At 62.1% G+C, this 23,756-nt stretch carries 20 protein-coding genes and 1 pseudogene; 14 read left to right on the top strand and 7 right to left on the bottom strand.

Annotated elements, in window-relative coordinates; all coding sequences use genetic code 11:
• Positions 1 to 53 precede the first annotated feature (53 nt).
• Positions 54 to 1,508, bottom strand: a complete 1,455-nt coding sequence (gene thiI / locus ACIPZ5_RS11875) for a tRNA uracil 4-sulfurtransferase ThiI (RefSeq protein WP_400808788.1) — start codon at positions 1,506 to 1,508, stop codon at positions 54 to 56.
• Between the two features lie 489 nt (positions 1,509 to 1,997).
• Here thiI and glnA point away from each other — a divergent pair, with 489 nt between their 5' ends.
• From glnA to ntrC, 5 genes are all read left to right on the top strand, one after another.
• Positions 1,998 to 3,404, top strand: a complete 1,407-nt coding sequence (gene glnA, locus ACIPZ5_RS11870) for a type I glutamate--ammonia ligase (RefSeq protein ID WP_261942350.1) — start codon at positions 1,998 to 2,000, stop codon at positions 3,402 to 3,404.
• 152 nt (positions 3,405 to 3,556) lie between these two features.
• Positions 3,557 to 4,099: a chorismate mutase gene (locus ACIPZ5_RS11865; RefSeq protein WP_343597677.1), complete on the top strand. Its 543-nt coding sequence runs from the start codon at positions 3,557 to 3,559 to the stop codon at positions 4,097 to 4,099.
• A 29-nt stretch (positions 4,100 to 4,128) separates the two neighbouring features.
• A complete protein-coding gene (locus tag ACIPZ5_RS11860) occupies positions 4,129 to 4,596 on the top strand; it encodes a cupin domain-containing protein (RefSeq protein ID WP_400808785.1) in 468 nt (155 codons plus the stop codon).
• A 312-nt stretch (positions 4,597 to 4,908) separates the two neighbouring features.
• The gene (gene glnL / locus ACIPZ5_RS11855) at positions 4,909 to 5,994 is read left to right on the top strand and encodes a nitrogen regulation protein NR(II) (RefSeq protein ID WP_079230025.1); all 1,086 of its coding nucleotides are present in this window, start codon (positions 4,909 to 4,911) and stop codon (positions 5,992 to 5,994) included.
• Positions 5,991 to 7,427, top strand: a complete 1,437-nt coding sequence (gene ntrC / locus ACIPZ5_RS11850; RefSeq protein ID WP_085677975.1) for a nitrogen regulation protein NR(I) — start codon at positions 5,991 to 5,993, stop codon at positions 7,425 to 7,427. Before glnL ends, ntrC begins: the two co-directional genes overlap by 4 nt.
• Before the next feature lie 562 nt (positions 7,428 to 7,989).
• Here the strand turns inward: ntrC and ACIPZ5_RS11845 are convergent.
• Positions 7,990 to 8,427, bottom strand: coding sequence for a hypothetical protein (locus tag ACIPZ5_RS11845; RefSeq protein WP_400808782.1), 438 nt, complete (start codon positions 8,425 to 8,427; stop codon positions 7,990 to 7,992).
• Between ACIPZ5_RS11845 and trmL the strand changes: the two genes are divergently transcribed.
• Positions 8,426 to 8,887, top strand: a complete 462-nt coding sequence (gene trmL, locus ACIPZ5_RS11840) for a tRNA (uridine(34)/cytosine(34)/5-carboxymethylaminomethyluridine(34)-2'-O)-methyltransferase TrmL (RefSeq protein WP_343597669.1) — start codon at positions 8,426 to 8,428, stop codon at positions 8,885 to 8,887. The two genes, ACIPZ5_RS11845 and trmL, sit on opposite strands and share 2 nt — an antisense overlap.
• 162 nt (positions 8,888 to 9,049) lie before the next feature.
• On the opposite strand, the gene secB is transcribed toward trmL, so the two are convergent.
• Genes secB through ACIPZ5_RS11825 form a run of 3 tightly spaced genes read right to left on the bottom strand, consistent with a single transcriptional unit; the run spans position 9,050 to position 10,245 of the window.
• Positions 9,050 to 9,535 carry a protein-export chaperone SecB gene (gene secB / locus ACIPZ5_RS11835; protein ID WP_085677971.1) on the bottom strand — a complete coding sequence of 162 codons (486 nt, stop codon included), beginning with the start codon at positions 9,533 to 9,535 and terminating at the stop codon, positions 9,050 to 9,052.
• Positions 9,536 to 9,575: 40 nt separating this feature from the next.
• Positions 9,576 to 9,830 (bottom strand): glutaredoxin 3, encoded by a 255-nt coding sequence (grxC, locus tag ACIPZ5_RS11830; RefSeq protein WP_003249204.1) that lies wholly within the window; start codon positions 9,828 to 9,830, stop codon positions 9,576 to 9,578.
• 1 nt (position 9,831) lies between these two features.
• On the bottom strand, positions 9,832 to 10,245 hold the full coding sequence (locus ACIPZ5_RS11825; RefSeq protein ID WP_261942346.1) for a rhodanese-like domain-containing protein: 414 nt from the start codon (positions 10,243 to 10,245) through the stop codon (positions 9,832 to 9,834).
• A gap of 206 nt (positions 10,246 to 10,451) precedes the next feature.
• Here ACIPZ5_RS11825 and gpmI point away from each other — a divergent pair, with 206 nt between their 5' ends.
• From gpmI to ACIPZ5_RS11800, 5 genes are all read left to right on the top strand, one after another.
• Entirely contained in the window at positions 10,452 to 11,987 is a 1,536-nt protein-coding gene (gene gpmI, locus ACIPZ5_RS11820) for a 2,3-bisphosphoglycerate-independent phosphoglycerate mutase (protein WP_261942345.1), read from the top strand.
• A 141-nt stretch (positions 11,988 to 12,128) separates the two neighbouring features.
• Positions 12,129 to 13,430 (top strand): murein hydrolase activator EnvC, encoded by a 1,302-nt coding sequence (locus tag ACIPZ5_RS11815; RefSeq protein ID WP_261942344.1) that lies wholly within the window; start codon positions 12,129 to 12,131, stop codon positions 13,428 to 13,430.
• A gap of 79 nt (positions 13,431 to 13,509) precedes the next feature.
• Positions 13,510 to 14,844 carry a S41 family peptidase gene (locus ACIPZ5_RS11810; RefSeq protein ID WP_343597662.1) on the top strand — a complete coding sequence of 445 codons (1,335 nt, stop codon included), beginning with the start codon at positions 13,510 to 13,512 and terminating at the stop codon, positions 14,842 to 14,844.
• Positions 14,845 to 14,852: 8 nt separating this feature from the next.
• On the top strand, positions 14,853 to 15,620 hold the full coding sequence (locus ACIPZ5_RS11805) for a divergent polysaccharide deacetylase family protein (RefSeq protein WP_343597660.1): 768 nt from the start codon (positions 14,853 to 14,855) through the stop codon (positions 15,618 to 15,620).
• Positions 15,621 to 15,698: 78 nt separating this feature from the next.
• On the top strand, positions 15,699 to 17,102 hold the full coding sequence (locus ACIPZ5_RS11800) for a trypsin-like peptidase domain-containing protein (protein ID WP_400808775.1): 1,404 nt from the start codon (positions 15,699 to 15,701) through the stop codon (positions 17,100 to 17,102).
• A gap of 87 nt (positions 17,103 to 17,189) precedes the next feature.
• On the opposite strand, the gene ACIPZ5_RS11795 is transcribed toward ACIPZ5_RS11800, so the two are convergent.
• Entirely contained in the window at positions 17,190 to 17,546 is a 357-nt protein-coding gene (locus ACIPZ5_RS11795; RefSeq protein WP_400808773.1) for a hypothetical protein, read from the bottom strand.
• Between the two features lie 64 nt (positions 17,547 to 17,610).
• Positions 17,611 to 19,136 (bottom strand): annotated as a pseudogene (locus ACIPZ5_RS11790) (BCCT family transporter); the annotation flags it as partial.
• Between the two features lie 533 nt (positions 19,137 to 19,669).
• Here ACIPZ5_RS11790 and betI point away from each other — a divergent pair.
• The 3 genes from betI (at position 19,670) to betA (ending at position 23,612) form a co-directional block, all read left to right on the top strand.
• Positions 19,670 to 20,326 (top strand): transcriptional regulator BetI, encoded by a 657-nt coding sequence (betI, locus tag ACIPZ5_RS11785; protein WP_261942340.1) that lies wholly within the window; start codon positions 19,670 to 19,672, stop codon positions 20,324 to 20,326.
• Between the two features lie 37 nt (positions 20,327 to 20,363).
• Complete coding sequence (gene betB / locus ACIPZ5_RS11780) at positions 20,364 to 21,836, top strand: betaine-aldehyde dehydrogenase (protein WP_313710363.1); 1,473 nt, start codon at positions 20,364 to 20,366, stop codon at positions 21,834 to 21,836.
• A gap of 78 nt (positions 21,837 to 21,914) precedes the next feature.
• Positions 21,915 to 23,612, top strand: a complete 1,698-nt coding sequence (gene betA, locus ACIPZ5_RS11775) for a choline dehydrogenase (RefSeq protein ID WP_261942338.1) — start codon at positions 21,915 to 21,917, stop codon at positions 23,610 to 23,612.
• Positions 23,613 to 23,756: the final 144 nt, after the last annotated feature.

The raw sequence follows: 23,756 nt of genomic DNA, 5'->3' as shown, positions 1-23,756 counted from the left end.
CCCGATGGTCGGGAGGGCGATGGCGGATGCTGCCGCCATACAGCCCTGGCGTCTTATGTCGGACGATAAACACGCACATTGGCATGTCCCTCACTGAGCAGGTGGTGTGCGTGCAAACGGCTCATCACACCTTTGTCGCAATACAGCAAGTACTGGCGCGTAGGGTCCAGGTGCTTGAACTTGCTGTTGATCGCGTAGAACGGCATGGCCTGGACTTCGATACCCTCCAGCGCCAGGGGTTCGTCTTCCTGGGCATCGGGGTGACGAATGTCGATGACGATCTGGCCTGGCAATGCCTCGGCCACTTCCTCGACTTCGATGTCCTTGCCCAGCTCGTCGATCACGTGGTCGATGGAGATGAACTTGGCACGCTCCAGAGCGCGCTCGAGCACGGCCATGTCGAACTGCTTTTCTTCGTGCTCCATGCGGTGACGCTTGGCATGGGTGGTCGGGTTCACCGAGATCACGCCGCAGTATTCCGGCATGTGCTTGGCGAAGTCGGCAGTGCCGATTTCGGTGGCCTGGTCGATGATGTCCTGCTTGTGGCTGGCCAGCAACGGGCGCAGCACCAGCTTGTCGGTGGCCGAGTCGATGATCGACAGGTTCGGCAGGGTCTGGCTGGATACCTGGGAAATCGCCTCGCCGGTGACCAGCGCGTCGATCTGCAGGCGGTCGGCCATGTGCGCGGCACCGCGCAGCATCATGCGCTTGAGGGTCACGCCCATGTAGCTGTTGTCGACCTTGTTGAGGATCTCGCCGACCACTTCTTCGAACGGCACGCTGATGAACAGCACCCGCTGGCTGCTGCCGTACTTCTTCCACAGGTAGTGGGCCACTTCCATCACGCCCAGCTCGTGGGCACGACCACCGAGGTTGAAGAAGCAGAAGTGGGTCATCAGGCCGCGACGCATCATCTGGTAGGCCGCCACGGTGGAGTCGAAACCACCGGACATCAGCACCAGGGTCTGCTCCAGGGCACCCAGCGGGTAGCCGCCGATGCCGTTGTGCTGGTTGTGGATGACATACAGGCGCTGATCACGAATTTCGATGCGCACCAGCACTTCAGGGGTCTTCAGGTCGATGCCGGTGGCGCCGCACTGCTGGCGCAGCTGGCTGCCGACATAACGGTCGACATCCATCGAGGTGAAGTCGTGGTGGCCGCCGCGCTTGCAGCGCACGGCGAAGCGCTTGCCGGCCAGCAGGTGGCCAAAGTGGTGCTTGCACTTGGCGACGATGTCGTCGAAGTCGCCCAGCGGGTATTCCTCGACCTGCAGGAAGTGGGTAATGCCCGGGGTGCAGGTGAGGCGCTCGATCATCTCGCGCTGGACCTTCTCGTCCTCGATGCGGGTGACCACTTCGAGGTTATCCCAGACACCATCGACCGCGAGCTCTGGATCGAGGTCCTTGAGCACGTTGCGGATGTTCTTGCCGAGCTGGCGGATAAAACGCTTGCGCACCGGCCGGCTCTTGATGGTGATTTCTGGGAAGACTTTGACGATAAGTTTCATTGGTTAACAGCGCGCGCAGGGCCTGCCGAAAATGAGGGGCGCAAATTATAGCGGAAATTGCTCAGGATTTGACCAACTTTTGATCAGAAGCTTTCAGATAAATGTAGGAGGCAGGATTTGCGGCGCCTGTGCCGGCCCTTTCGCGGGTAAACCAGCTCCCACAGGGTTCGCACAAAATTCCAGCCCGCGCTATCACTGTGGGAGCGGGCTTGCCCGCGAAGAGGCCCTCAAAAAAAGCACACGCCAAAAGCTATGCACTCATTTGGTGCTCTACACTCCATTTCTGCCTCCTAAGGGTGCACATTTTCCCGCAGCCAGCCTGGCAAATGCCCGCAAACGCCCCTTTTTATCTCGCCCTCGCCATTTTCGGGCACTGGCATGCAATTTGCTCCCTTGTGAGGCAGGTACGCTTGGCCGACTATCCGCGCCCGGCAACACCCTTTTTCCAGAGCAGCGGCCCACCGCGCTCTAGACCCTCCGGAGGACAACATGTCGAAGTCGGTTCAACTCATCAAAGATCATGACGTCAAGTGGATTGATCTGCGTTTCACGGACACCAAAGGTACTCAGCACCACGTGACCATGCCGGCGCGTGATGGCCTGGACGAAGACTTCTTCGAAGTCGGCAAGATGTTCGACGGCTCCTCCATCGCTGGCTGGAAAGGCATCGAAGCTTCCGACATGATCCTGATGCCAGTCGACGAGACTGCCGTTCTGGACCCGTTCACCGAAGAACCGACCCTGATCATCACCTGCGACATCGTCGACCCGTCGAGCATGCAAGGCTACGATCGCGACCCACGTGCGATCGCCAAGCGCGCCGAAGAGTACCTGAAGAGCACCGGTATCGGTGACACCGTATTCGCTGGCCCAGAGCCAGAGTTCTTCATCTTCGACGAAGTGAAGTTCCAGTCGGACATCTCCGGCTCGATGTTCAAGATCTTCTCCGAGCAAGGCTCGTGGATGACTGGCGCTGACGTCGAAGGCGGCAACAAAGGCCACCGTCCAGGCGTGAAAGGCGGCTACTTCCCGGTTCCGCCGTTCGACCACGACCACGAAATCCGCACCGCCATGTGCAACGCCCTGGAAGAAATGGGCCAGACCGTTGAAGTTCACCACCACGAAGTGGCGACTGCCGGCCAGAACGAAATCGGCGTCAAGTTCAACACCCTGGTGAAGAAAGCTGACGAAGTACAGGCCCTGAAATACGTCGTGCACAACGTTGCCGACGCTTACGGCCGTACCGCCACCTTCATGCCGAAGCCACTGTACGGCGACAACGGCTCGGGCATGCACGTGCACATGTCGATCTGGAAAGACGGCAAGAACACCTTCTCGGGTGAAGGCTATGCCGGCCTGTCCGAAACCGCTCTGTACTTCATCGGCGGTATCATCAAGCACGGTAAGGCCCTGAACGGCTTCACCAACCCGTCGACCAACTCGTACAAGCGTCTGGTCCCAGGCTTCGAAGCCCCGGTAATGCTGGCCTACTCGGCTCGCAACCGTTCCGCCTCGATCCGTATTCCTTACGTCGGCAGCCCGAAAGCCCGCCGTATCGAAGCCCGCTTCCCGGACCCATCGGCCAACCCATACCTGGCCTTCGCGGCCCTGCTGATGGCTGGCCTGGACGGCATCCAGAACAAGATCCACCCAGGCGATGCTGCCGACAAGAACCTGTACGACCTGCCGCCAGAAGAAGCCAAGGACATTCCGCAAGTGTGCGGCAGCCTGAAAGAAGCTCTGGAAGAGCTGGATAAAGGCCGTGCGTTCCTGACCAAGGGCGGCGTGTTCTCCGACGACTTCATCGATGCCTTCATCGAGCTGAAGAGCGAAGAAGAAATCAAGGTCCGCACCTTCGTGCACCCGCTGGAATACGAGCTGTACTACAGCTGCTGATCTGATTGGCGCCTTGCGCCGATCTGAATCACCGAAAACGGCCTTCTTCTGAAGGCCGTTTTTTGTTTTACGCCCGTCCGTTTCAGATGTTTCCTACAAGCAGCGGTTGCCTGCCTGCGCACAATCAATTCTCCAACAACAAGGAGATTGCCATGCGCCTCATCCCAATCGTGCTGTGCTTCACCTTCTCCCTCCTGGGCTGCAGCGCCAACTCGCCACCTGAACTCAGGCCCTTGCTTGCGGCGATCGGGCAGCGACTGGACCTGGCCCACTCCGTGGCAGTGCACAAATGGGACAACGTCCTGGCAGTCGAAGCACCCGCCCGCGAACTGCAGGTCTTGCAGCAGGTTCACGCCGCAGCGCATGACTATGGCCTGACGCCCGAGCGGGCGACTGTCTTTTTTGCCGACCAGATCGAAGCCAACAAGATGATCCAGTACGGGCTAATCGACCGCTGGACCGCACTGGGCAAGCGACCTCCCCAGCAACCCCGGGATCTGGCCAATGAGCTACGCCCACGCCTGGACATGCTGCAGTCAACGTTGCTGTACGAACTGGGCCGCCTTGACCGACTGCCGATAGAAGATTGCCCACGCAAACGGGCGGATGCCCTGGCCAGCTACGCAAATGACCCGCTCCGGCACCTCGCCTTGGTTCGAGCGACCGCGCATTTGTGCGCACCTCACTCAAGCTGACAATGAGCTTCTGCTGAAGGACACCGATCATGCGTATTGCACCGTTTCTACTCGCGGCACTACTGATCACAGGCTGTGATACCCCCTCACCACAACACGCCGAAATAGAGTCCAAGACGCTCCTGCAGACGAGCGTCGCGTGGGACCAGACACCTTACACGCACTACCCGCAAGGCCAGCCCGAGCTGTCGCTGCTGAAAATCCACATCCCGGCCCGTTCGACCCTGGACTGGCATTGCCATCTGGCGCCAAACATGGGCTACATGCTGGGCGGCTCGATCGAAGTGGAAAACGCAGCTGGCATTCGCGTGAGTCTCAAGGCCGGTGACACTTTGGCCGAGATCGTCAACGGCCTTCATCGAGGCCGCACTACTGAAGAGCCGGCCGAGATCCTGGTGTTCTACGCCAGTGCCAAAGGCGTTCCACCCTTTACACCATCAGCCGAGTGCCCAAGCTCCTCCTCCGCAGAGGGAAAACCTCAAGCCAGCGCGAGCTGAGCCATGTCACGTACCTTGCCAGACCGTTGAAAGCGAAACTTATCGAATACCCTCTATGCTCTATATTGGTGCACTTAACAGGCGAATGCCCTTGAGTGCACCCTAAAATAGGTCACCAAGTTCGTTGAATCAGGGCATTTTGGTCCGAATGTGCGCAATTCCTGGCCTCGTTCAGGAAATTCCGCTTCTTTTCGGAGCCTTGGTTTGTTTCTTGCATTTGCCTGCCCAGAGACTGACATCAGCGGGTCCACCGCGCGCCCGGCCATGGCCGCGCCATGCATGACAAGCGCCAAAAGAGGTCAACGACGCCTTATGACCATCAGCGATGCACAGCACCGTCTGCTTCTGGACAACCTGACCACGGCCACGCTCCTGCTCAATGCCGAGCTGCGCCTGGAATACATGAACCCGGCCGCGGAGATGCTCCTGGCGGTCAGTGGCCAGCGCAGCCACGGGCAGTTCATCAGTGAGCTGTTTACCGAATCGACCGAAGCGCTCAATTCGCTGCGTCAGGCCGTGGAGCAGGCGCACCCGTTCACCAAGCGCGAAGCGCAACTGACCTCGCTCACTGGGCAGACCATCACCGTCGACTATGCGGTGACACCGATCCTGCACCAAGGCAATACCTTGCTGCTGCTGGAAGTGCACCCGCGTGATCGGCTGCTGCGCATCACCAAGGAAGAGGCCCAGCTGAGCAAGCAGGAAACCACCAAGATGCTGGTGCGTGGCCTGGCCCACGAGATCAAGAACCCGCTCGGCGGTATCCGTGGCGCAGCACAACTGCTGGCTCGCGAACTGCCCGAAGAGGGTCTGCGCGACTACACCAACGTGATCATCGAAGAGGCCGACCGCCTGCGCAATCTGGTCGACCGCATGCTCGGCTCGAACAAGTTGCCGTCACTGGCCATGACCAACATCCACGAAGTATTGGAGCGGGTTTGCAGCCTGGTCGAGGCCGAAAGCCAGGGCTGCATCACTTTGGTGCGCGACTACGACCCGAGCCTGCCGGACGTGTTGATCGACCGCGAACAGATGATCCAGGCCGTATTGAACATCGTGCGCAACGCGATGCAGGCGATCAGTTCGCAAAACGAGCTGCGCCTGGGCCGCATCACCCTGCGCAGCCGCGCCGTGCGCCAGTTCACCATCGGCCATGTGCGCCATCGCCTGGCGGCGCGTATCGAGATCATCGACAACGGCCCGGGCATCCCTGCGGAACTGCAGGACACCCTTTTCTATCCCATGGTCAGTGGGCGCCCGGACGGTACCGGGCTCGGACTGGCCATTACCCAGAACATCATCAGCCAGCACCAGGGCCTGATCGAGTGTGAAAGCCACGCAGGGCACACCGCCTTCTCGATCTTCCTGCCCCTGGAACAAGGAGCCACCGCCTCATGAGCCGAAGTGAAACCGTATGGATCGTCGATGATGATCGCTCCATCCGCTGGGTCCTGGAAAAAGCCCTGCAACAGGAAGGCATGACCACCCAGAGCTTCGACAGCGCCGATGGTGTCATGGGCCGCCTGGCTCGCCAGCAGCCGGATGTGATCATTTCCGACATTCGCATGCCCGGTGCCAGCGGCCTCGACCTGCTGGCGCAGATCCGCGAGCAGCACCCACGCCTGCCAGTCATCATCATGACTGCCCATTCCGACCTGGACAGCGCCGTCGCGTCCTACCAGGGCGGTGCCTTCGAATACCTGCCCAAGCCGTTCGACGTCGACGAAGCAGTGTCGCTGGTCAAACGCGCCAATCAGCACGCGCAGGAACAGCAAGGCCTCGACGTACCGCAGGCCCTGGCCCGCACCCCGGAAATCATCGGCGAAGCGCCGGCGATGCAGGAAGTTTTCCGCGCCATCGGCCGCCTGAGCCACTCCAACATCACCGTGCTGATCAACGGCGAATCCGGTACCGGTAAAGAGCTGGTGGCGCACGCCCTGCACCGCCACAGCCCGCGTGCCGCATCGCCGTTCATCGCCCTGAACATGGCGGCCATACCCAAGGACCTGATGGAGTCCGAGCTGTTCGGCCACGAGAAAGGCGCCTTTACCGGCGCGGCCAACCTGCGCCGCGGCCGCTTCGAGCAGGCCGACGGTGGCACCTTGTTCCTCGACGAGATCGGCGACATGCCGGCCGACACCCAGACCCGCCTGCTGCGGGTGCTGGCCGATGGCGAGTTCTATCGGGTTGGCGGCCATGTGCCGGTGAAGGTCGATGTGCGGATCATCGCGGCGACCCACCAGAACCTGGAGTCGCTGGTAACGGCCGGCAAGTTCCGTGAAGACTTGTTCCACCGCCTCAACGTGATCCGCATCCATATCCCACGCCTGGCCGACCGCCGCGAGGACATCCCTGCGCTGGCCCGTCACTTCCTCGGCCGTGCCGCCCAGGAGCTGGCCGTCGAGCCGAAGCTGCTCAAGCCGGAGACCGAAGAGTTCATCCGTAACCTGCCGTGGCCAGGCAACGTGCGCCAGCTGGAGAACACCTGCCGCTGGATCACCGTGATGGCCTCCAGCCGCGAAGTGCTGATCGGCGATTTGCCACCTGAGCTGCTGAACCTGCCGCAGGACGCCGCTCCAGTGACCAATTGGGAACAGGCGCTGCGCCAGTGGGCTGACCAGGCCTTGGCGCGCGGGCAGTCGAACCTGCTCGACAGCGCGGTGCCCAGCTTCGAACGGATCATGATCGAGACTGCGCTCAAGCACACCGCCGGGCGCCGGCGTGATGCGGCAGTGCTGCTGGGCTGGGGCCGCAATACCCTGACGCGCAAGATCAAGGAACTTGGAATGAACGTGGCGGGAGGGGAAGACGACGAGGGTGAGGAGCACTAATTTAGCGGTTCACCTGTAAGACCCTTGGGGCTGCTGTGCAGCCCTTTCGCGGCACAAGGCCGCTCCTACAAGAGACCGTGCGCGGTGTAGGAGCGGCCTTGTGCCGTGAAAGGGCTGCAAAGCGGCCCCAGCCATTTCTGCCCTCCGATGCACCGATGCTGTGCCCGACGCACCTCCCCAAGGCACAAATCCCCTCGAAAACCGACCAAATCACCCTCAAAGCCCAGTATTCACGGGTTTTGCAAAACTGGCACGCCCCCTGCAATAGCTAATACATACCCAGTTTCGGGGGCCCTGGTACAGGCAGGCCGGGTGACCCCTCTTTTATTCGCAGGAACGCCAGTTTTGGGGACCTCGGTACAGGCAGGCCGGGCCATCCCCCCTTTAATTCGCTGTAACCCCTTTTGGGGACCTCGGTACAGGCAGGCCGGGACATCCCCTCTTTAATTCGCTGTAACCCCTTTTGGGGACCTCGGTACAGGCAGGCCGGGATATCCCCCCTTTAATTCGCTGTAACCCCCTTTGGGGACCTCGGTACAGGCAGGCCGGGACATCCCCTCTTTTATTCGTGCAGCTTCACCTGCACCCGCCAACGCCCAGCGTCCTCTGCACCCGCCCATTCACCGTGCAGAGGGCGCGCGGCAATCACCGTCAGCAACAGTCCCTTGTCACTCTGCTGCAAGCGCCAGCCGACCGGCTTGCCGTTCAGGTCGAGCTGACCACGCTGCGCCTTGCCCTCGGCCTCGAACAGCAGCGCCACGGTACCTTCGACATTTTCGCCATGCAGCTTGGGCGCTTCGTTGAACCACAGGTCCAGGCCATCCTGCACCACCTCGACCTGCTCCAGCACATGCTCATCAGGGGCAGTCAAACGGCCAATCATCAGGCCCACCAGAACGCCGAACAGCGCCAGGGAAAGCAACATGCGCGGCCAGGCCTTCGAACGCAGGTCGGGTTCGGAGGTAGAATGCTCGTCATCTTCACGCTTGGAGCCGTGCATGTTTCACGTCATCCTTTTTCAACCAGAAATTCCGCCGAATACCGGCAACATCATCCGCCTCTGCGCCAACAGCGGCTGCGCCCTGCACCTGATCGAGCCAATCAGCTTCGAACTGGACGACAAGCGCCTGCGCCGTGCGGGGCTTGATTACCACGAGTATGCCACGCTCAAGCGCCATGCAAGCCTGGCCGAATGCCTGGAAAGCCTGGGCAATCCAAGGCTGTTCGCCTTCACCACCAAGGGCTCGCACCCGTTCCATGAAGTGGCTTATCAGCCCGGCGATGCGTTTCTCTTCGGGCCAGAGAGCCGCGGCCTGCCGGCCGAGGTGCTCGACAGCCTGCCAGCCGAACAACGCCTGCGCCTGCCGATGCGGCCGGGGTGCCGAAGCCTGAACCTGTCCAATACCGTGGCGGTTACCGTTTATGAGGCCTGGCGGCAGAATGGCTTTGCCGGAAGCTGATCTTTAGCCTGAGCCAGCCTCTTCGCGGGTAAACCCACTCCTACAGGGGCAGCGCCAGGCTTGAAGCTTGTGAAGTTCATGTGGGAGCGGGTTTACCCGCGAAAGGGCCGGTACAGGCAACAAAAAAGCGCCCCGAGAGGCGCTTTTTCGATACCGGCAGAATTACTGCACGGTCGGCACTTCGCCAGCTTCCTGCATGCGCTGCATTTCTTGCGCGTACAGGGCGTCGAAGTTGACCGGCGACAGCATCAGGGCCGGGAACGAACCGCGGGTCACCAGGCTGTCCAGGGTCTCACGGGCATACGGGAACAGAATGTTCGGGCAGAACGCGCCGAGGGTGTGGCTCATCGAGGAAGCGTCGAGGTTCTTGATCAGGAAGATGCCAGCCTGCTGAACTTCAGCGATGAAGGCTACTTCGTCGCCATTCTTGACGGTCACCGACAGGGTCAGCACCACTTCGTGGAAGTCGCCTTCCAGCGCTTTCTGCTTGGTGTTCAGGTCCAGGGCAACGCTCGGTTCCCAGGTCTGACGGAAGATCTGCGGGCTTTTCGGGGCTTCGAACGACAGGTCACGCACATAGATGCGCTGCATGGAGAACTGAGGGCTGTTGTCTTCTGCAGCAGCGCCGTTGGTCTGTTGGTCAGTCATGGCAGATCCTTAATCCTAATGTTTTTGAATGCAGTGCAAATCAGGCTGCCAGCAGCGCGTCGAGCTTGCCGGCGCGCTCCAGGGCATAGAGGTCATCGCATCCACCGACGTGGGTGCTGCCGATCCAGATCTGCGGCACCGAAGTACGGCCGGCCTTCTGGCTCATCTCGGCACGAACCTGCGGCTTGCCGTCGACCTTGATTTCCTCGAAGGCCACGCCTTTGCTCTCGAGCAGGTACTTGGCGCGCATGCAGTAAGGGCAGTAGTCGCTGGAGTAGACGATGACAGGCTTCATATCACTTCACCAGGGGCAGGTTATCGGCTTTCCAGCTGGAAACGCCACCGCTCAGTTTGGCGGCGGTGTAACCGGCCTTGATCAGTTCGCCGCAGACCGCGCCGGACTGCTGGCCCATCGCGTCGACCACGATCAGGGTCTTCTCTTTGTGCTTCTCGAGCTCGGTCATGCGGTTGGCCAGCTTGTCCTGCGGGATGTTCAGCGCACCGACGATGTGGCCGGCGGAATATTCCTTGGACGGGCGAATGTCGATGACCAGTGCCTTGTCGGCATTGACCAGCGCGGTCAGCTGGCCGTTGCTCAGGCTCTGGCCGCCACGGCGCAGTTCATTGACGAGCAGTGCGACCAGCAGAACCACGAAGATCGCCACCAGGATGTAGTGATCTGTCGCGAATTGAATCAGGTGAGCAACCATCAGCGGTGTTCCAGGCGATTGAAAATGCCGGCCAGTATACACAGCCCCCCAGTGCCACCAAAGCCCGACGGGCTGGTGGTAAAGGTACCTTCATGTTACCGGGTGGCCTGCGCCGGTCGGCCGACAGGACGATTATTCGCCGCTGATGGCGCATTTGCCCTAAAATGCGTGTCTTTATCATCTTTGAACAACCGTGAGTTTGATTGATGACGAGTACGCCCAAACCCCTGGTCCTGATCATCCTGGATGGATTCGGCCACAGCGAAAGCCCCGAATTTAACGCCATCTATGCCGCCAACACGCCGGTCTATGACCGCCTGCGCGCCACCCAGCCGCATGGCCTGATTTCCGGCTCCGGGATGGATGTCGGCCTGCCGGACGGGCAGATGGGCAACTCCGAAGTCGGCCACATGAACCTCGGCGCCGGGCGCGTCGTCTATCAGGACTTCACCCGGGTGACCAAGGCCATCCGCGATGGCGAGTTCTTCCAGAACCCGGTACTCACCGGCGCGGTGGACAAGGCAGTGGGCGCCGGCAAGGCCGTGCACATCCTCGGCCTGCTGTCCGACGGTGGCGTGCACAGCCATCAGGACCACCTGGTGGCCATGGCCGAACTGGCCGCGCAACGTGGCGCCGAGAAGATCTACCTGCACGCCTTCCTCGACGGCCGTGACACCCCGCCACGCAGCGCGCAATCGTCGATCGAACTGCTCGACGCGACCTTCGCCAAGCTCGGCAAGGGCCGCATCGCCAGCCTGATCGGCCGCTACTTCGCGATGGACCGTGACAACCGCTGGGATCGCGTCAGCGCCGCCTACAACCTGATCGTCGACAGCGTTGCCGACTACACGGCCGACACCGCGCTGGCAGGCTTGGAAGCAGCCTACGCCCGCGAGGAGAACGACGAATTCGTCAAGGCCACGCGCATTGGCGAAGCCGTCAAGGTCGAGGACGGCGATGCCGTGATCTTCATGAACTTCCGCGCCGACCGCGCCCGTGAGCTGTCACGTGCCTTCGTCGAGCCGGACTTCAACGAATTCCCGCGCGCGCGCCTGCCAAAAATGGCGGCCTACATCGGCCTGACCCAGTATTCGGCAAAAATCGCCGCGCCGGCAGCCTACGCCCCGTCCAGCCTGGACAACGTACTGGGCGAGTACCTGGCGAAAAACGGCAAGACCCAGCTGCGCATCGCCGAAACCGAGAAATATGCACACGTCACGTTCTTCTTCTCCGGTGGCCGCGAAGAACCGTTCGAAGGCGAAGAGCGCATCCTGATCCCGTCGCCGAAGGTTGCCACCTACGACCTGCAACCGGAGATGAACGCACCTGAAGTGACCGACCGCATCGTCGAGGCCATCGAACAGCAGCGTTTTGACGTGATCGTGGTCAACTACGCCAACGGCGACATGGTCGGCCACACCGGCGTGTTCGAAGCCGCAGTAAAAGCAGTCGAGGCCCTGGATACCTGCGTCGGGCGCATCGTCGAGGCGCTGGACAAGGTCGGCGGCGAAGCACTGATCACCGCCGACCACGGCAACGTCGAACAGATGGAAGACGCCTGCACCGGCCAGGCGCACACTGCGCACACCAGCGAGCCGGTGCCGTTCATCTATGTCGGCAAGCGCAAGGTGCAGGTCCGCGAAGGCGGCGTGCTGGCCGACGTGGCACCGACCATGCTGAAGCTGCTGGGCCTGGAAAAGCCGGCAGAAATGACCGGTACATCCATCCTGGTCGACGCCTGATTCCGTGCCTCGGGCCGCGATGCGGCCCTCTTTGCGCATGAATTCCAGACAAACGCCCCTCTGCCCCGGCAGCGAGGCGTTTTTTTTGCCTGCCTGCACGGGCATACTAGGCCAGTCTCTATCCTTGGTACGCCAAACCCCATGCTACGCGCCCTGATTCCTCTAGCCTTGTCCTGCCTGCTCAGTCCGGCCTTTGCCGATGAGCGCGCGCAGACCCAGCAGCAACTGGACGCCACCCGCCAGGACATTGCCGAGCTCAAGAAGACGCTGGGCAAGCTCCAGGAAGAAAAGGCCGGCGTGCAAAAAGATCTCAAGGCCACCGAAACCGACATCGGTAACCTGGAGAAGCAGGTGGAGGCCCTGCAACAAGAACTAAAAAAGACCGAGGGCGAGCTGGAGCGCCTTGATACCGAGAAAAAAAAACTCCAGAGCGCCCGCGTTGAACAACAACGGCTGATCGCCATCCAGGCCCGTTCGGCCTACCAGAACAATGGTCGCGAGGAATACCTCAAGTTACTGCTGAACCAGCAGAACCCAGAGAAATTCGCCCGCACCCTGTCCTATTACGACTACCTGAGCAAAGCGCGCCTCGAGCAGCTCAAGGCGTTCAACGAGACCCTGCGCCAGCTGGCCAGCGTCGAGCAGGACATTTCCCGTCAGCAGGAGCAACTGCTGGCCCAGCGCGCCGACCTCGACACGCGCCGACAGGCGCTGGACAGCGAGCGCAGCAAGCGCCAGCAGGTGCTGGCCAAGCTCAACAGCGACGTGAAAGACGGCGACCAGAAGCTGCAGGCGCGCCAACAGGACCAGGCTGACCTGGCCAAGGTGCTCAAGACCATCGAGGAAACCCTGGCCCGCCAGGCCCGCGAAGCCGAAGAAGCGCGCAAGAAAGCCCTGCTTGCCCAACAGGAAGCCGAGAAACGCCGCCAGCAGGAGGCCCTGGCCGCCCGAGCGGACAAGGAACAAGAGGATGCCGAGCCGCCGAAGAAGGCCCGCACCACCCTCGGCCCGTTGGTTTCCAGTGACGGCGCCAGCTACGGTGGTGCTTTTTCTGCCGCGCGGGGAAAACTTCCATGGCCGGTCAATGGTCGATTGCTGGCACGCTTCGGTGATGCCCGCGGCAATGATGCCCGGGCCAAATGGGACGGCGTGATGATCAGCGCCAGCCCCGGCACCCAGGTACACGCAGTGCACGGTGGGCGCGTGGTGTTTGCCGACTGGTTGCGTGGCGCTGGACTTCTGGTCATTCTCGACCATGGTAATGGTTACCTGAGCCTGTACGGCCACAACCAGAGCCTGCTCAAGAGCGCCGGTGACATCGTCAAGGCCGGCGAAGCCATCTCCACCGTTGGCGACAGCGGTGGCCAGGACAGCGCAGGCTTGTACTTCGCCATCCGCCAGCAGGGCCGGCCGACCGACCCCTCGCAGTGGTGCCGCGGCTGACACATTACATACGGTGTAGCACCATGCGCTGCGCCGATGCTCCGCAGGGAGCGTTTACAGGATCAGGAGTTCGTTCGACATGCTGCACTCGCCTCGCCTCACCCAGCTGGCCCTGACCATCGCCCTGGCGATCGGTGCGCCCCTGGCCAGTGCCGCGGAGCCGGCGAAAGCCTCGCCAGCCAAGCCTGCCGCCATGCCGGCCACCGAGGTGACCGCCAAGGCGCCACTGCCGCTGGAAGAGCTGCGCACCTTTGCCGAGGTCATGGACCGCATCAAGGCCGCCTATGTCGAACCTGTGGACGACAAGACTCTGCTGGAAAATGCCATCAAGGGCATGCTCAGCAACCTTGACCCACACTCGGCCTACCTCGGCCCCGAGGACTTCCAGGAGCTGCAGGAAAGCACCAGCGGCGAATTCGGCGGCCTTGGCATCGAAGTGGGCCAGGAGGACGGCAATATCAAGGTAGTGTCACCGATCGACGACACCCCGGCCTCGCGTGCCGGCGTGCAGGCCGGTGACCTGATCGTCAAGATCAACGGCGCGCCAACCCGCGGCCAGACCATGACCGAAGCGGTCGACAAGATGCGCGGCAAGGTGGGCGAGAAGATTACCTTGACCCTGGTGCGCGACGGCGGCAACCCGTTCGACGTGACCCTTGCCCGCGCGGTGATCCAGGTCAAGAGCGTGAAGAGCCAGCTGCTGGAGAGCGGCTATGGCTACATTCGCATCACCCAGTTCCAGGTCAAGACCGGCGACGAAGTCGGCAAGGCCCTGGCCAAGCTGCGCAAGGACAACGGCAAGAAACTGCGCGGGGTGATCCTCGACCTGCGCAACAACCCCGGCGGCGTGCTGCAATCGGCGGTGGAAGTGGCCGACCACTTCCTGACCAAGGGCCTGATCGTCTACACCAAGGGCCGGATCGCCAACTCCGAACTGCGCTTCTATGCCGACCCGGCCGATGCCAGCGAAGGCGTGCCACTGGTGGTGCTGATCAACGGCGGCAGCGCCTCGGCCTCGGAAATCGTCGCCGGCGCTCTGCAGGACCAGAAGCGCGCCGTGCTGATGGGCACCGACAGCTTCGGCAAGGGCTCGGTACAGACCGTGCTGCCGCTGGCCAACGACCGTGCGCTGAAACTCACCACCGCGCTGTACTACACCCCCAACGGCCGTTCGATCCAGGCCCAGGGTATCGTCCCCGACATCGAAGTGCGTCCAGCCAAGCTGACCGCCGATGCCAGCGACAACGACACCTTCAAGGAAGCCGACCTGCAGGGCCACCTGGGCAACGGCAACGGCGGCGCCGATCGCCCGACCGGCAGCAGCAAGCGCAAGGAGCGCCCACAGGACAGTGACTACCAGCTGAGCCAGGCGCTGAGCCTGCTCAAGGGCCTGAACATCACCAAGGGCGACTGATCCACCCCATGCGTTATCTGCTGTGTCTGCTGTTCTGCCTGATGGCCGGGGTCGCGCAAGCGGCGCCGGCCGGCAAGGCCTACCTGAGCATCATCATCGACGACCTGGGCCAGAGCCCCGAGCGCGACAGCCGCACCCTCGCCCTCCCCGGGCCGGTCACCATGGCGATCATGCCCGACACGCCACATGCCACCGACTTCGCCCGCCAGGCCCACAAGGCTGGCAAGACGGTGATCCTGCACATGCCCATGGACCCGGCCACAGGCCCCTACGCCTGGCACCCCGGCATCCCCATCGAAGAGCTGGCCCGGCGCCTGGACGCAGCCCTGGCCAAGGTCCCATATGCCGCCGGCATCAATAACCACATGGGCAGCCGCATGACCGCTCAACGCGAACCGATGGCCTGGCTGATGGGCGAGCTGCAGAGGCGTCATCTGTTCTTCGTCGACAGCCGTACCAGTGCTGCCACGGTCGCAGCGGCAGAAGCACAGGCACAAGGGTTGGCGCATGTCTCACGGGATGTGTTCCTCGATGACGTACGCACCACCGAGGCGATCACCAGGCAACTTCAACAAGGTATCGCCCTGGCGCGCAAGCAAGGCTCGGCAGTGCTGATCGGCCACCCTTACCCGCAAACGCTCGAAGTGCTGGCGCGTGAGCTGCCACAGCTCAAAGACCAGGGTGTCACGCTGATAAGGCTGCAGCAGATGATCGCCGAGCGCAGCAACCAGGCCATGCCCGCCCATGGCAAGCATGGCCGCTACAGCAATCGCTGAGCGCGCTGTTCAACTATGTACCGCCAAACACGCGGCTAGCACCTTCACCCTTCGTCCTCCATCCAGAGGAGGTACGACATGCAAAAGCCATTACTCCTGGCAACGCTGGGCCTGATGCTGTTCAGTCACCTGGCGAACTCCAGCGATCACCCTGACCCTCTCGCCACACCGCAAGTCCTGTACAACCGTGATGACCAAAGCAGGCAGTGGACCGGCGTTGGCCGGCTGGTCTCACATAACCGGCATTGCATCGGCACACTGCTGGACAGCCGAGCCGCTGACGCCGACACGACGGGGCCGGCCTACGTGCTGACAGCTGGCCACTGCGCAGGCGGTATCAATGGCAAGATCCTCGTTGACCAGCCACTTACCGGCAGCATCAGCTTCAACTACTTTGTCGACACACAGGACCAGCGTTACACCGTGCCGCTGAAACGTACGGTTTGGAACAGCTTGCAAGGTGCCGACCTGGCGCTTCTGGAGCTGGACGCCCCGCTCGAGCAACTGCTGGCACAAGGCATCACGCCTCTCAAGCTAGGCTCATCCCCCACACCAGGAGGCGCTGTACAGGTAGTCGGCGAGCCCAGTTCGCTCGGCAAAGGCCTGCGCCTGTCCAGCTGCACGGAGCGCGTCCAGGATACTTCCAGCGTCGGCAACTGGGTGTGGCGCAATGCCAGGCGCAATGACTGCCAGGGCCTCGATGAAGGAGCATCCGGCAGCCCGGTCGTCGCGACCGACAGCCAGCATCTGGTCAGCATTGCCAACAGCTTGCACGGTAGTGAGGTCGGTGCAATACCGGTGCATCGTGTTCAGGGCTGCTTCAGCGCAGGCCGGGTGGACCTCGAACTGCCCACCTGTCAGTTGCTGCCAGGTTTTCAGGTCGAGCCCCAAGGCTCCGGCCTGAAAACGCTCACCAAGGCCAGAACCCTGGCTGATGGGTCAATTGAACAAGCCCGCTGGGACTTCCAGTTCCTGATCGACACACCGCGCTACCGCTACAAGACAAGCTCCGATGCACTGGCCTGCGAAGACCCGAACGGCTACAGCGGCACCATCCCCGAGAGCGAAGCCTTTATCAACGACGCGATCGGGCCGGAGCCTGGTACTTACTACCTGTGCCTGGTCGGTGTTCAGTCGCCAGACCAGTTGCCTTCTCGTGCGCTCATGGCCAACAGCCTGAGCATTGCCGTCGAACTGCTGTCACCAGGCAGGCCACAGGCACAGGTGAACACAGAACTGCTGGCTGACGGCAGCCTCCGGGTCAGCTGGCAGAAAGCTCCAGACATCATATTTTACCGGGTAAAGCGCGGTGCACCTGAAACCACCGACTGCAACGACCCATCAGGGTATCGCCTGCTGCCCGGGTACAGCCGCGATATACCTGCATCGGCACTGCCCTTGAAGTTGTGCAGCGTTGCCATTGACCTGATCAAGCAAAGCTCCGAATTTCGCACCGACCTGCTACAGGCCAAGGCTCCTTGACCTAGCCTCTATCTGCGGGCATTTCCACGCAAAGAAAAAGGGCCCTGTTCCCGCGAACAGGGCCCTTTTTCATACCTTCAGCTTGAGTCAGCTATACACACGCCCCAGCAACTGGCGGTGGCTTTCGAACTGATCCAGCACATCACGCACGATCTGCTCGGGCGCAAAGCCCATCAGGTCGTACTCCTGGCTGCCATCGTGCAGGTACACCTCGGCACGGTAGAAGCGCTGGCGCACTTCCGGCTCGCCCTCCACCGGTGCCTCGCTCGGCGCAGCCATGTAGCCGTCCAGGCTCACTTCGTAAACGAACGGGTTGCCCTCGTCCATCATCACCCGCAGGCCCATCATGTTGCGCGACTGGCCAACACGGGTTTCCACCTCAAAGCCCAGGGTCTGCAACTGCGCGGCAGCTTCTTTGAGCGCCGGGCTGACTTGCTTGTCCATGAAGCGCTGCACCACGGCCTGGGTCGGCTGCAAGTCCAGCTGGCTCAGGCGCTCGGTGAAGCCGCGACGGCCGCGGGCGGCCAGCTCGGCGCGCTCCTGTTCGACCGCCACATCCTGTTTCATGGCCTTGTACAGGCCGAACATGAACAGCACCAGCACCACCGAGAACGGCAGGCCTGCCAGCACCACCATGGTCTGCATGGCTTCGAAGTTACCGGCGAACATCAGGCCGATGGTAACCAGGGTGATGACCACCGACCAGAACACCACCATCCAGTGTGGGGCGTCTTCATCGACCTTGCCGCCTTTACACGACAGGTTGGCCATCATCACCGCGCCGGAGTCGGCCGGGGTGAGGAACAGCACGAAGCCAACGAACACGGCCACACCGATCACGATCTTGGCCGCCGGGAAGTATTCCAGCAGCTGGTAGATCGACATCGACGGCTGTTCAAGCGCGGTCTTGCCCAGCTCCACGGCGCCCTGGTTGATCACCAGGTCCAGCGCGGTGTTGCCGAAGATCGACAGCCAGGCCAGGGTGAAGCCCAGCGGGATCAGCAGCACGCCGCTTACCAGCTGGCGCACGGTACGGCCCTTGGAGATACGGGCAATGAACATGCCGACGAATGGGCCCCAGGAGATCCACCAGGCCCAGTAGAACACGGTCCACAGGCCCAGCCAGCGCTCGGACTTGCCCGCCTCGCCTTCATACACATACAGGTCGAAGGTCTTCAGCACGATACCGTTGAGGTAGTCGCCGATGTTCTGCACGAAGCCGTTGAGCAGGTGCAGGGTCTGGCCGCCCAGCAGGACGAAAATCAGCAGGCCGCTGAACAGCATGATGTTCAGGTTGGACAGGCGGCGGATGCCGTTTTCCACACCCGAGACCGCAGCCACGGTGGCCACGCCGGCCATGACCAGGATCACCACCAGCAGGTTGGTCTTGCTGTGGTCCATGCCAAACAGGTATTCCAGGCCCGAGGCCACCTGCATCGAGCCGATCCCGAGGTTGGTGACCAGGCCCAGCAGGGTGACGAACATGCCGAAGATGTCGACGGCATTGCCCGCAGCACCCTTGACCCAACGCTCACCGACCAGCGGGTACAAGGCCGAGCGCAGTGCCAGCGGCTGGTTGTGGCGGTAGGCGAAGTAACCCACGGCCAGGCCGACCAAGGCGTAGATCGCCCAGCCATGCAGGCCCCAGTGCAGGAAGGTCAGCTGCAGGCCCTGGCGCGCGGCCTCGAGGCTGGCAGAGGTGCCTTCCGGCGGGTTGAAGTAGTGGTCCAGCGGCTCGGAGGCGCCGAAATACAGCAGCGAGATACCGATACCGGAGGAGAACAGCATGCCGGCCCAGGCGCCGTAGCTGAAGTCAGGCTGGTCGTCCTTGCCGCCAAGCTTGAGCTTGCCGTAGTCGGAGAAGGCCAGATAGATGACGAACAGCAGGTAGCCGCCGATCACCAGCATGTAGTACCAGCCAAAGGTGCGCGTCAGCCATTTCTGGGCCACGCCCAGCACCTGGCCGGCGGTTTCGGGTACAGCGATCAGCAAGGCAGTCAGAACGAGGATCATCAGCGCGGAGGTGAAGAACACCACGCGGTTGACCCGTACCCTCTCGGCGGGGGGCTTGGTAAGTGAGGCAGAACTCATTGCACGAATGCTCCGGGCAGTACGGCTGTGGAGGCTAATCAATCTTTCCCGAGCAATTGGTGGAATTTCCCCACTGCATCAGGTGTTATAAAAGCACCCTGGAAACCGTGATCCCGAATCGATACGTTGCAAAAAAACAGACAGGTGGCCTGCTGAAAATGCCACACCTCCACTGAGGTGCGCGCATTCGTCACAGACCACCCCGCCCGCTCCAAGGGCCTGCCGCAGGGCCAGTGACCGTACGGCAGAATCTGCATTTCGCATCGCTGATGCCCGTCAACGCCTTGTATTCCGGGGGTTACGCGATTTCCTGGGGTGTCAATCCGTGCCTTCTCGACCGCCTGAAAAACTGTCAATGGCACAAATTGTCGCAGAGCTTATTCTTTATTGATTGAACGTTCAATCAAAACAAAATAGACTGGCCTTCGCCGAGTCAGCCGCCTGTCGTCTGCTCGCAGGCCTGAGGAGATAGCAAGATGCCCAAGGTCGGTATGCAACCCATCCGCCGCCAGCAGTTGATCGAAGCCACGTTGCAGGCGGTCGATCAGGTCGGACTGGGGGACGCCAGCATTGCGCTGATTGCCCGTTTGGCCGGTGTGTCAAACGGCATCATCAGTCACTACTTTCGGGACAAGAACGGCCTGATCGCAGCGACGATGGGTTACATCATGAACATGCTCAACGAAGGCGTTAGAGCACGTCGCCAGGCCCTGACGGACGACAGCCCGCGCGCCCACCTGAAAGTGATCATCGAGGGCAACTTCGATGCCAGCCAGGTGAACGGCCCGGCAATGAAAACCTGGTTGGCCTTCTGGGCTTCCAGCATGCACCAGCCCGATTTGCACAGGTTGCAGCGGATCAACGATCACCGCCTGTATTCCAACCTGTGCTGCCAGTTCCGCCGCGCCCTGCCGCTTTACCATGCGCGCAAGGCAGCCCGCGGCCTGGCGGCCCTGATCGACGGCCTGTGGCTGCGTGGTGCCCTGTCGGGTGATGCATTCGACACCGACCAGGCGATACGGATTGCATACGAATACATGGATCTACAACTGGCTAAACAGCACACCCTGGACACAGCCGACCAGGCCGCTGATCAAGCACGCACGGCCCTTGCCCACCCGGCAGGAGCGTGACGCGCAGCCAACCACACACTGCACTTGCGAGGACACTATGGCCCGTTTCGGAACGCAAAAACTCTACATTGATGGCGCTTACGTCGACGCTGGCAGCGATGCCACCTTCGAAGCCATCAACCCGGCCACCGGCGAAGTCCTCGCCCACGTGCAACGTGCCACCCAGGCCGACGTCGAAAAGGCCGTGGAAAGCGCCGAGCGCGGCCAGAAGGTCTGGGCAGCGATGACCGCCATGCAGCGTTCGCGCATCCTGCGCCGCGCCGTCGACATCCTGCGCGAGCGCAACGACGAACTGGCCATGCTGGAAACCCTGGACACCGGCAAGTCGTACTCGGAAACCCGCTACGTCGACATCGTCACCGGTGCCGATGTGCTGGAGTACTACGCTGGCCTGGTACCGGCCATCGAAGGTGAGCAGATCCCGCTGCGCGAATCGTCCTTCGTCTACACCCGCCGCGAGCCGCTGGGCGTGACCGTCGGTATCGGTGCCTGGAACTACCCGATCCAGATCGCCCTGTGGAAATCCGCCCCGGCCCTGGCCGCTGGCAACGCAATGATCTTCAAGCCATCGGAAGTCACTTCGCTGACCACCCTGAAACTGGCCGAGATCTACACCGAAGCCGGCCTGCCGAACGGCGTGTTCAACGTCCTGACCGGCAGCGGCCGCGAAGTCGGCACCTGGCTGACCGAGCACCCACGCATCGAGAAAGTCTCCTTCACCGGCGGCACCACCACCGGCAAGAAGGTCATGGCCAGCGCCTCGAGCTCGTCGCTCAAGGAAGTCACCATGGAACTGGGCGGCAAGTCGCCACTGATCATCTGCGCCGACGCCGACCTGGACAAGGCCGCCGACATCGCAATGATGGCCAACTTCTACAGCTCCGGTCAGGTTTGCACCAACGGCACTCGCGTGTTCATCCCGGCTGAAATGAAGGCGGCCTTCGAAGCCAAGATCGCCGAGCGCGTTGCCCGCATCCGCGTCGGCAACCCGGAAGACGAGAACACCAACTTCGGCCCGCTGGTCAGCTTCCAGCACATGGAAAGCGTGCTCGGCTACATCGCCAAAGGTAAAGAGGAAGGCGCCCGCGTACTGTGTGGCGGCGAGCGTCTGACTGCCGGTGATTTCGCCAAAGGTGCCTTCGTCGCGCCGACCGTGTTCACCGACTGCAGCGACGACATGACCATCGTCAAGGAAGAGATCTTCGGCCCGGTGATGAGCATCCTCACCTACGAAACCGAAGAAGAAGTCATCCGCCGTGCCAACGACACCGACTACGGCCTGGCCGCTGGTGTTTGCACCAACGATATCTCCCGCGCCCACCGCATCATCCACCAACTGGAAGCCGGTATCTGCTGGATCAACGCCTGGGGCGAATCGCCGGCCGAAATGCCGGTTGGCGGCTACAAGCAATCGGGCGTCGGCCGTGAGAACGGTGTCAGCTCGCTGGCTCAATACACTCGCATCAAGTCGGTCCAGGTCGAGCTGGGCGGCTACAACTCGGTCTTCTAAGACCCTGTCCAGCCACGCCCGTGCCACCGCGCACGGGCGTTCCCGCTCCCTGATCACCGCCAACACGAGGGTACTTCCATGTCCCAAGAATTCGATTACATCATCGTCGGAGCAGGCTCCGCCGGTAACACCCTGGCTACCCGCCTGACCGAAGATGCCGGCGTCAGCGTACTGCTGCTGGAAGCCGGTGGCCCCGACTACCGCTTCGACTTCCGCACCCAGATGCCGGCCGCCCTGGCCTTCCCGCTGCAGGGCCGCCGCTACAACTGGGCCTACGAGACCGATCCGGAGCCGTTCATGGACGGCCGCCGCATGGAATGTGGCCGCGGCAAGGGCCTGGGTGGCTCGTCGCTGATCAACGGCATGTGCTACATCCGCGGCAACGCCCTGGACTTCGACGGCTGGGCAGAACTGCCAGGCCTGGAAGACTGGACCTACCTGGACTGCCTGCCGTACTTCCGTAAAGCCGAAACCCGCGACATCGGCCCGAACGACTACCACGGCGGCGAAGGCCCGGTCAGCGTGACCACGCCGAAAGCCGGCAACAACCCATTGTTCCACGCCATGGTCGAAGCCGGCGTGCAGGCCGGCTACCCGCGCACCGAAGACCTCAACGGCTACCAGCAGGAAGGCTTCGGTCCGATGGACCGCACCGTGACCAAGCAAGGCCGCCGCTCCAGCACCGCCCGTGGTTACCTGGACCAGGCTAAGAAGCGCCCGAACCTGACCATTGTCACCCACGCCTTGACTGACCGCGTGCTGTTCGACGGCAAGCGCGCCATTGGCGTGACCTATCTGGTCGGCGACAGCGAAGAGCGCGTCGAAGCCCGAGCCCGCAAGGAAGTGATCGTCAGCTCCGGCGCCATTGCTTCGCCGCAACTGCTGCAGCGCTCCGGCGTCGGCCCGCGCGCCCTGCTGGAAAGCCTCGACATCCCGGTCGTGCACGACCTGCCGGGCGTCGGCGAAAACCTGCAGGACCACCTTGAGCTGTACTTGCAGTACGCCTGCACCCAGCCCGTGTCGCTGTACCCATCGCTGCTGTGGTGGAACCAGCCGGCCATCGGTGCCGAGTGGATGTTCAACGGTACCGGTATCGGCGCCAGCAACCAGTTCGAGGCCGGCGGTTTCATCCGTACCCGTCCTGAGTTCAAATGGCCGAACATCCAGTACCACTTCCTGCCGGTGGCGATCAACTACAACGGCTCCAACGGTGTCAAGGAACACGGCTTCCAGGCGCACATGGGCTCCATGCGCTCGCCTGCCCGTGGTCGTATCCAGGTCAAGTCGAAGAACCCGCGCCAGCACCCGAGCATCCTGTTCAACTACATGTCCACCGAGCAGGACTGGCAGGAATTCCGCGACGGCATCCGCCTGACCCGCGAAATCATGGCACAGCCGGCGCTGGACCCGTACCGCGGCCGCGAGATCAGCCCAGGCGAGCACGTGCAGACCGACGAGGAACTGGACAAGTTCATCCGCGAGCACGCCGAAACCGCCTTCCACCCGTCCTGCTCGTGCAAGATGGGCACCGACGACATGGCAGTGGTCGACGGCGAAGGCCGCGTGCATGGCATGAAAGGCCTGCGTGTGGTCGATGCGTCGATCATGCCGCTGATCATTACCGGCAACCTCAACGCCACCACGATCATGATCGCCGAGAAAATCTCCGACAAGATCCGTGGGCGCAAGCCGCTGCCACGCAGCACCGCCAAGTACTATGTGGCGGGCGATGCACCGGTGAAGGGCAAGCCGATGCGTGAAGTGAAGCAGGCGTAAGCCTGCACTGGCCTCTTCGCGGGCAAGCCCGCTCCCACAGGGTTATCACAGGGCCTGAGCCGGTGAGCAACATGTGGGAGCGGGCTTGCCCGCGAAAGGGCCCTCAGAGGCAACACAAGAAAAGGCACCCATCGTGGTGCCTTT

The organism is Pseudomonas sp. NPDC089428, from assembly GCF_044749325.1.
Lineage (GTDB): Bacteria > Pseudomonadota > Gammaproteobacteria > Pseudomonadales > Pseudomonadaceae > Aquipseudomonas.
The sequence above is the reverse complement of the archived record's forward strand: the minus strand, read 5'-3'. Positions and strand labels throughout refer to the sequence as shown.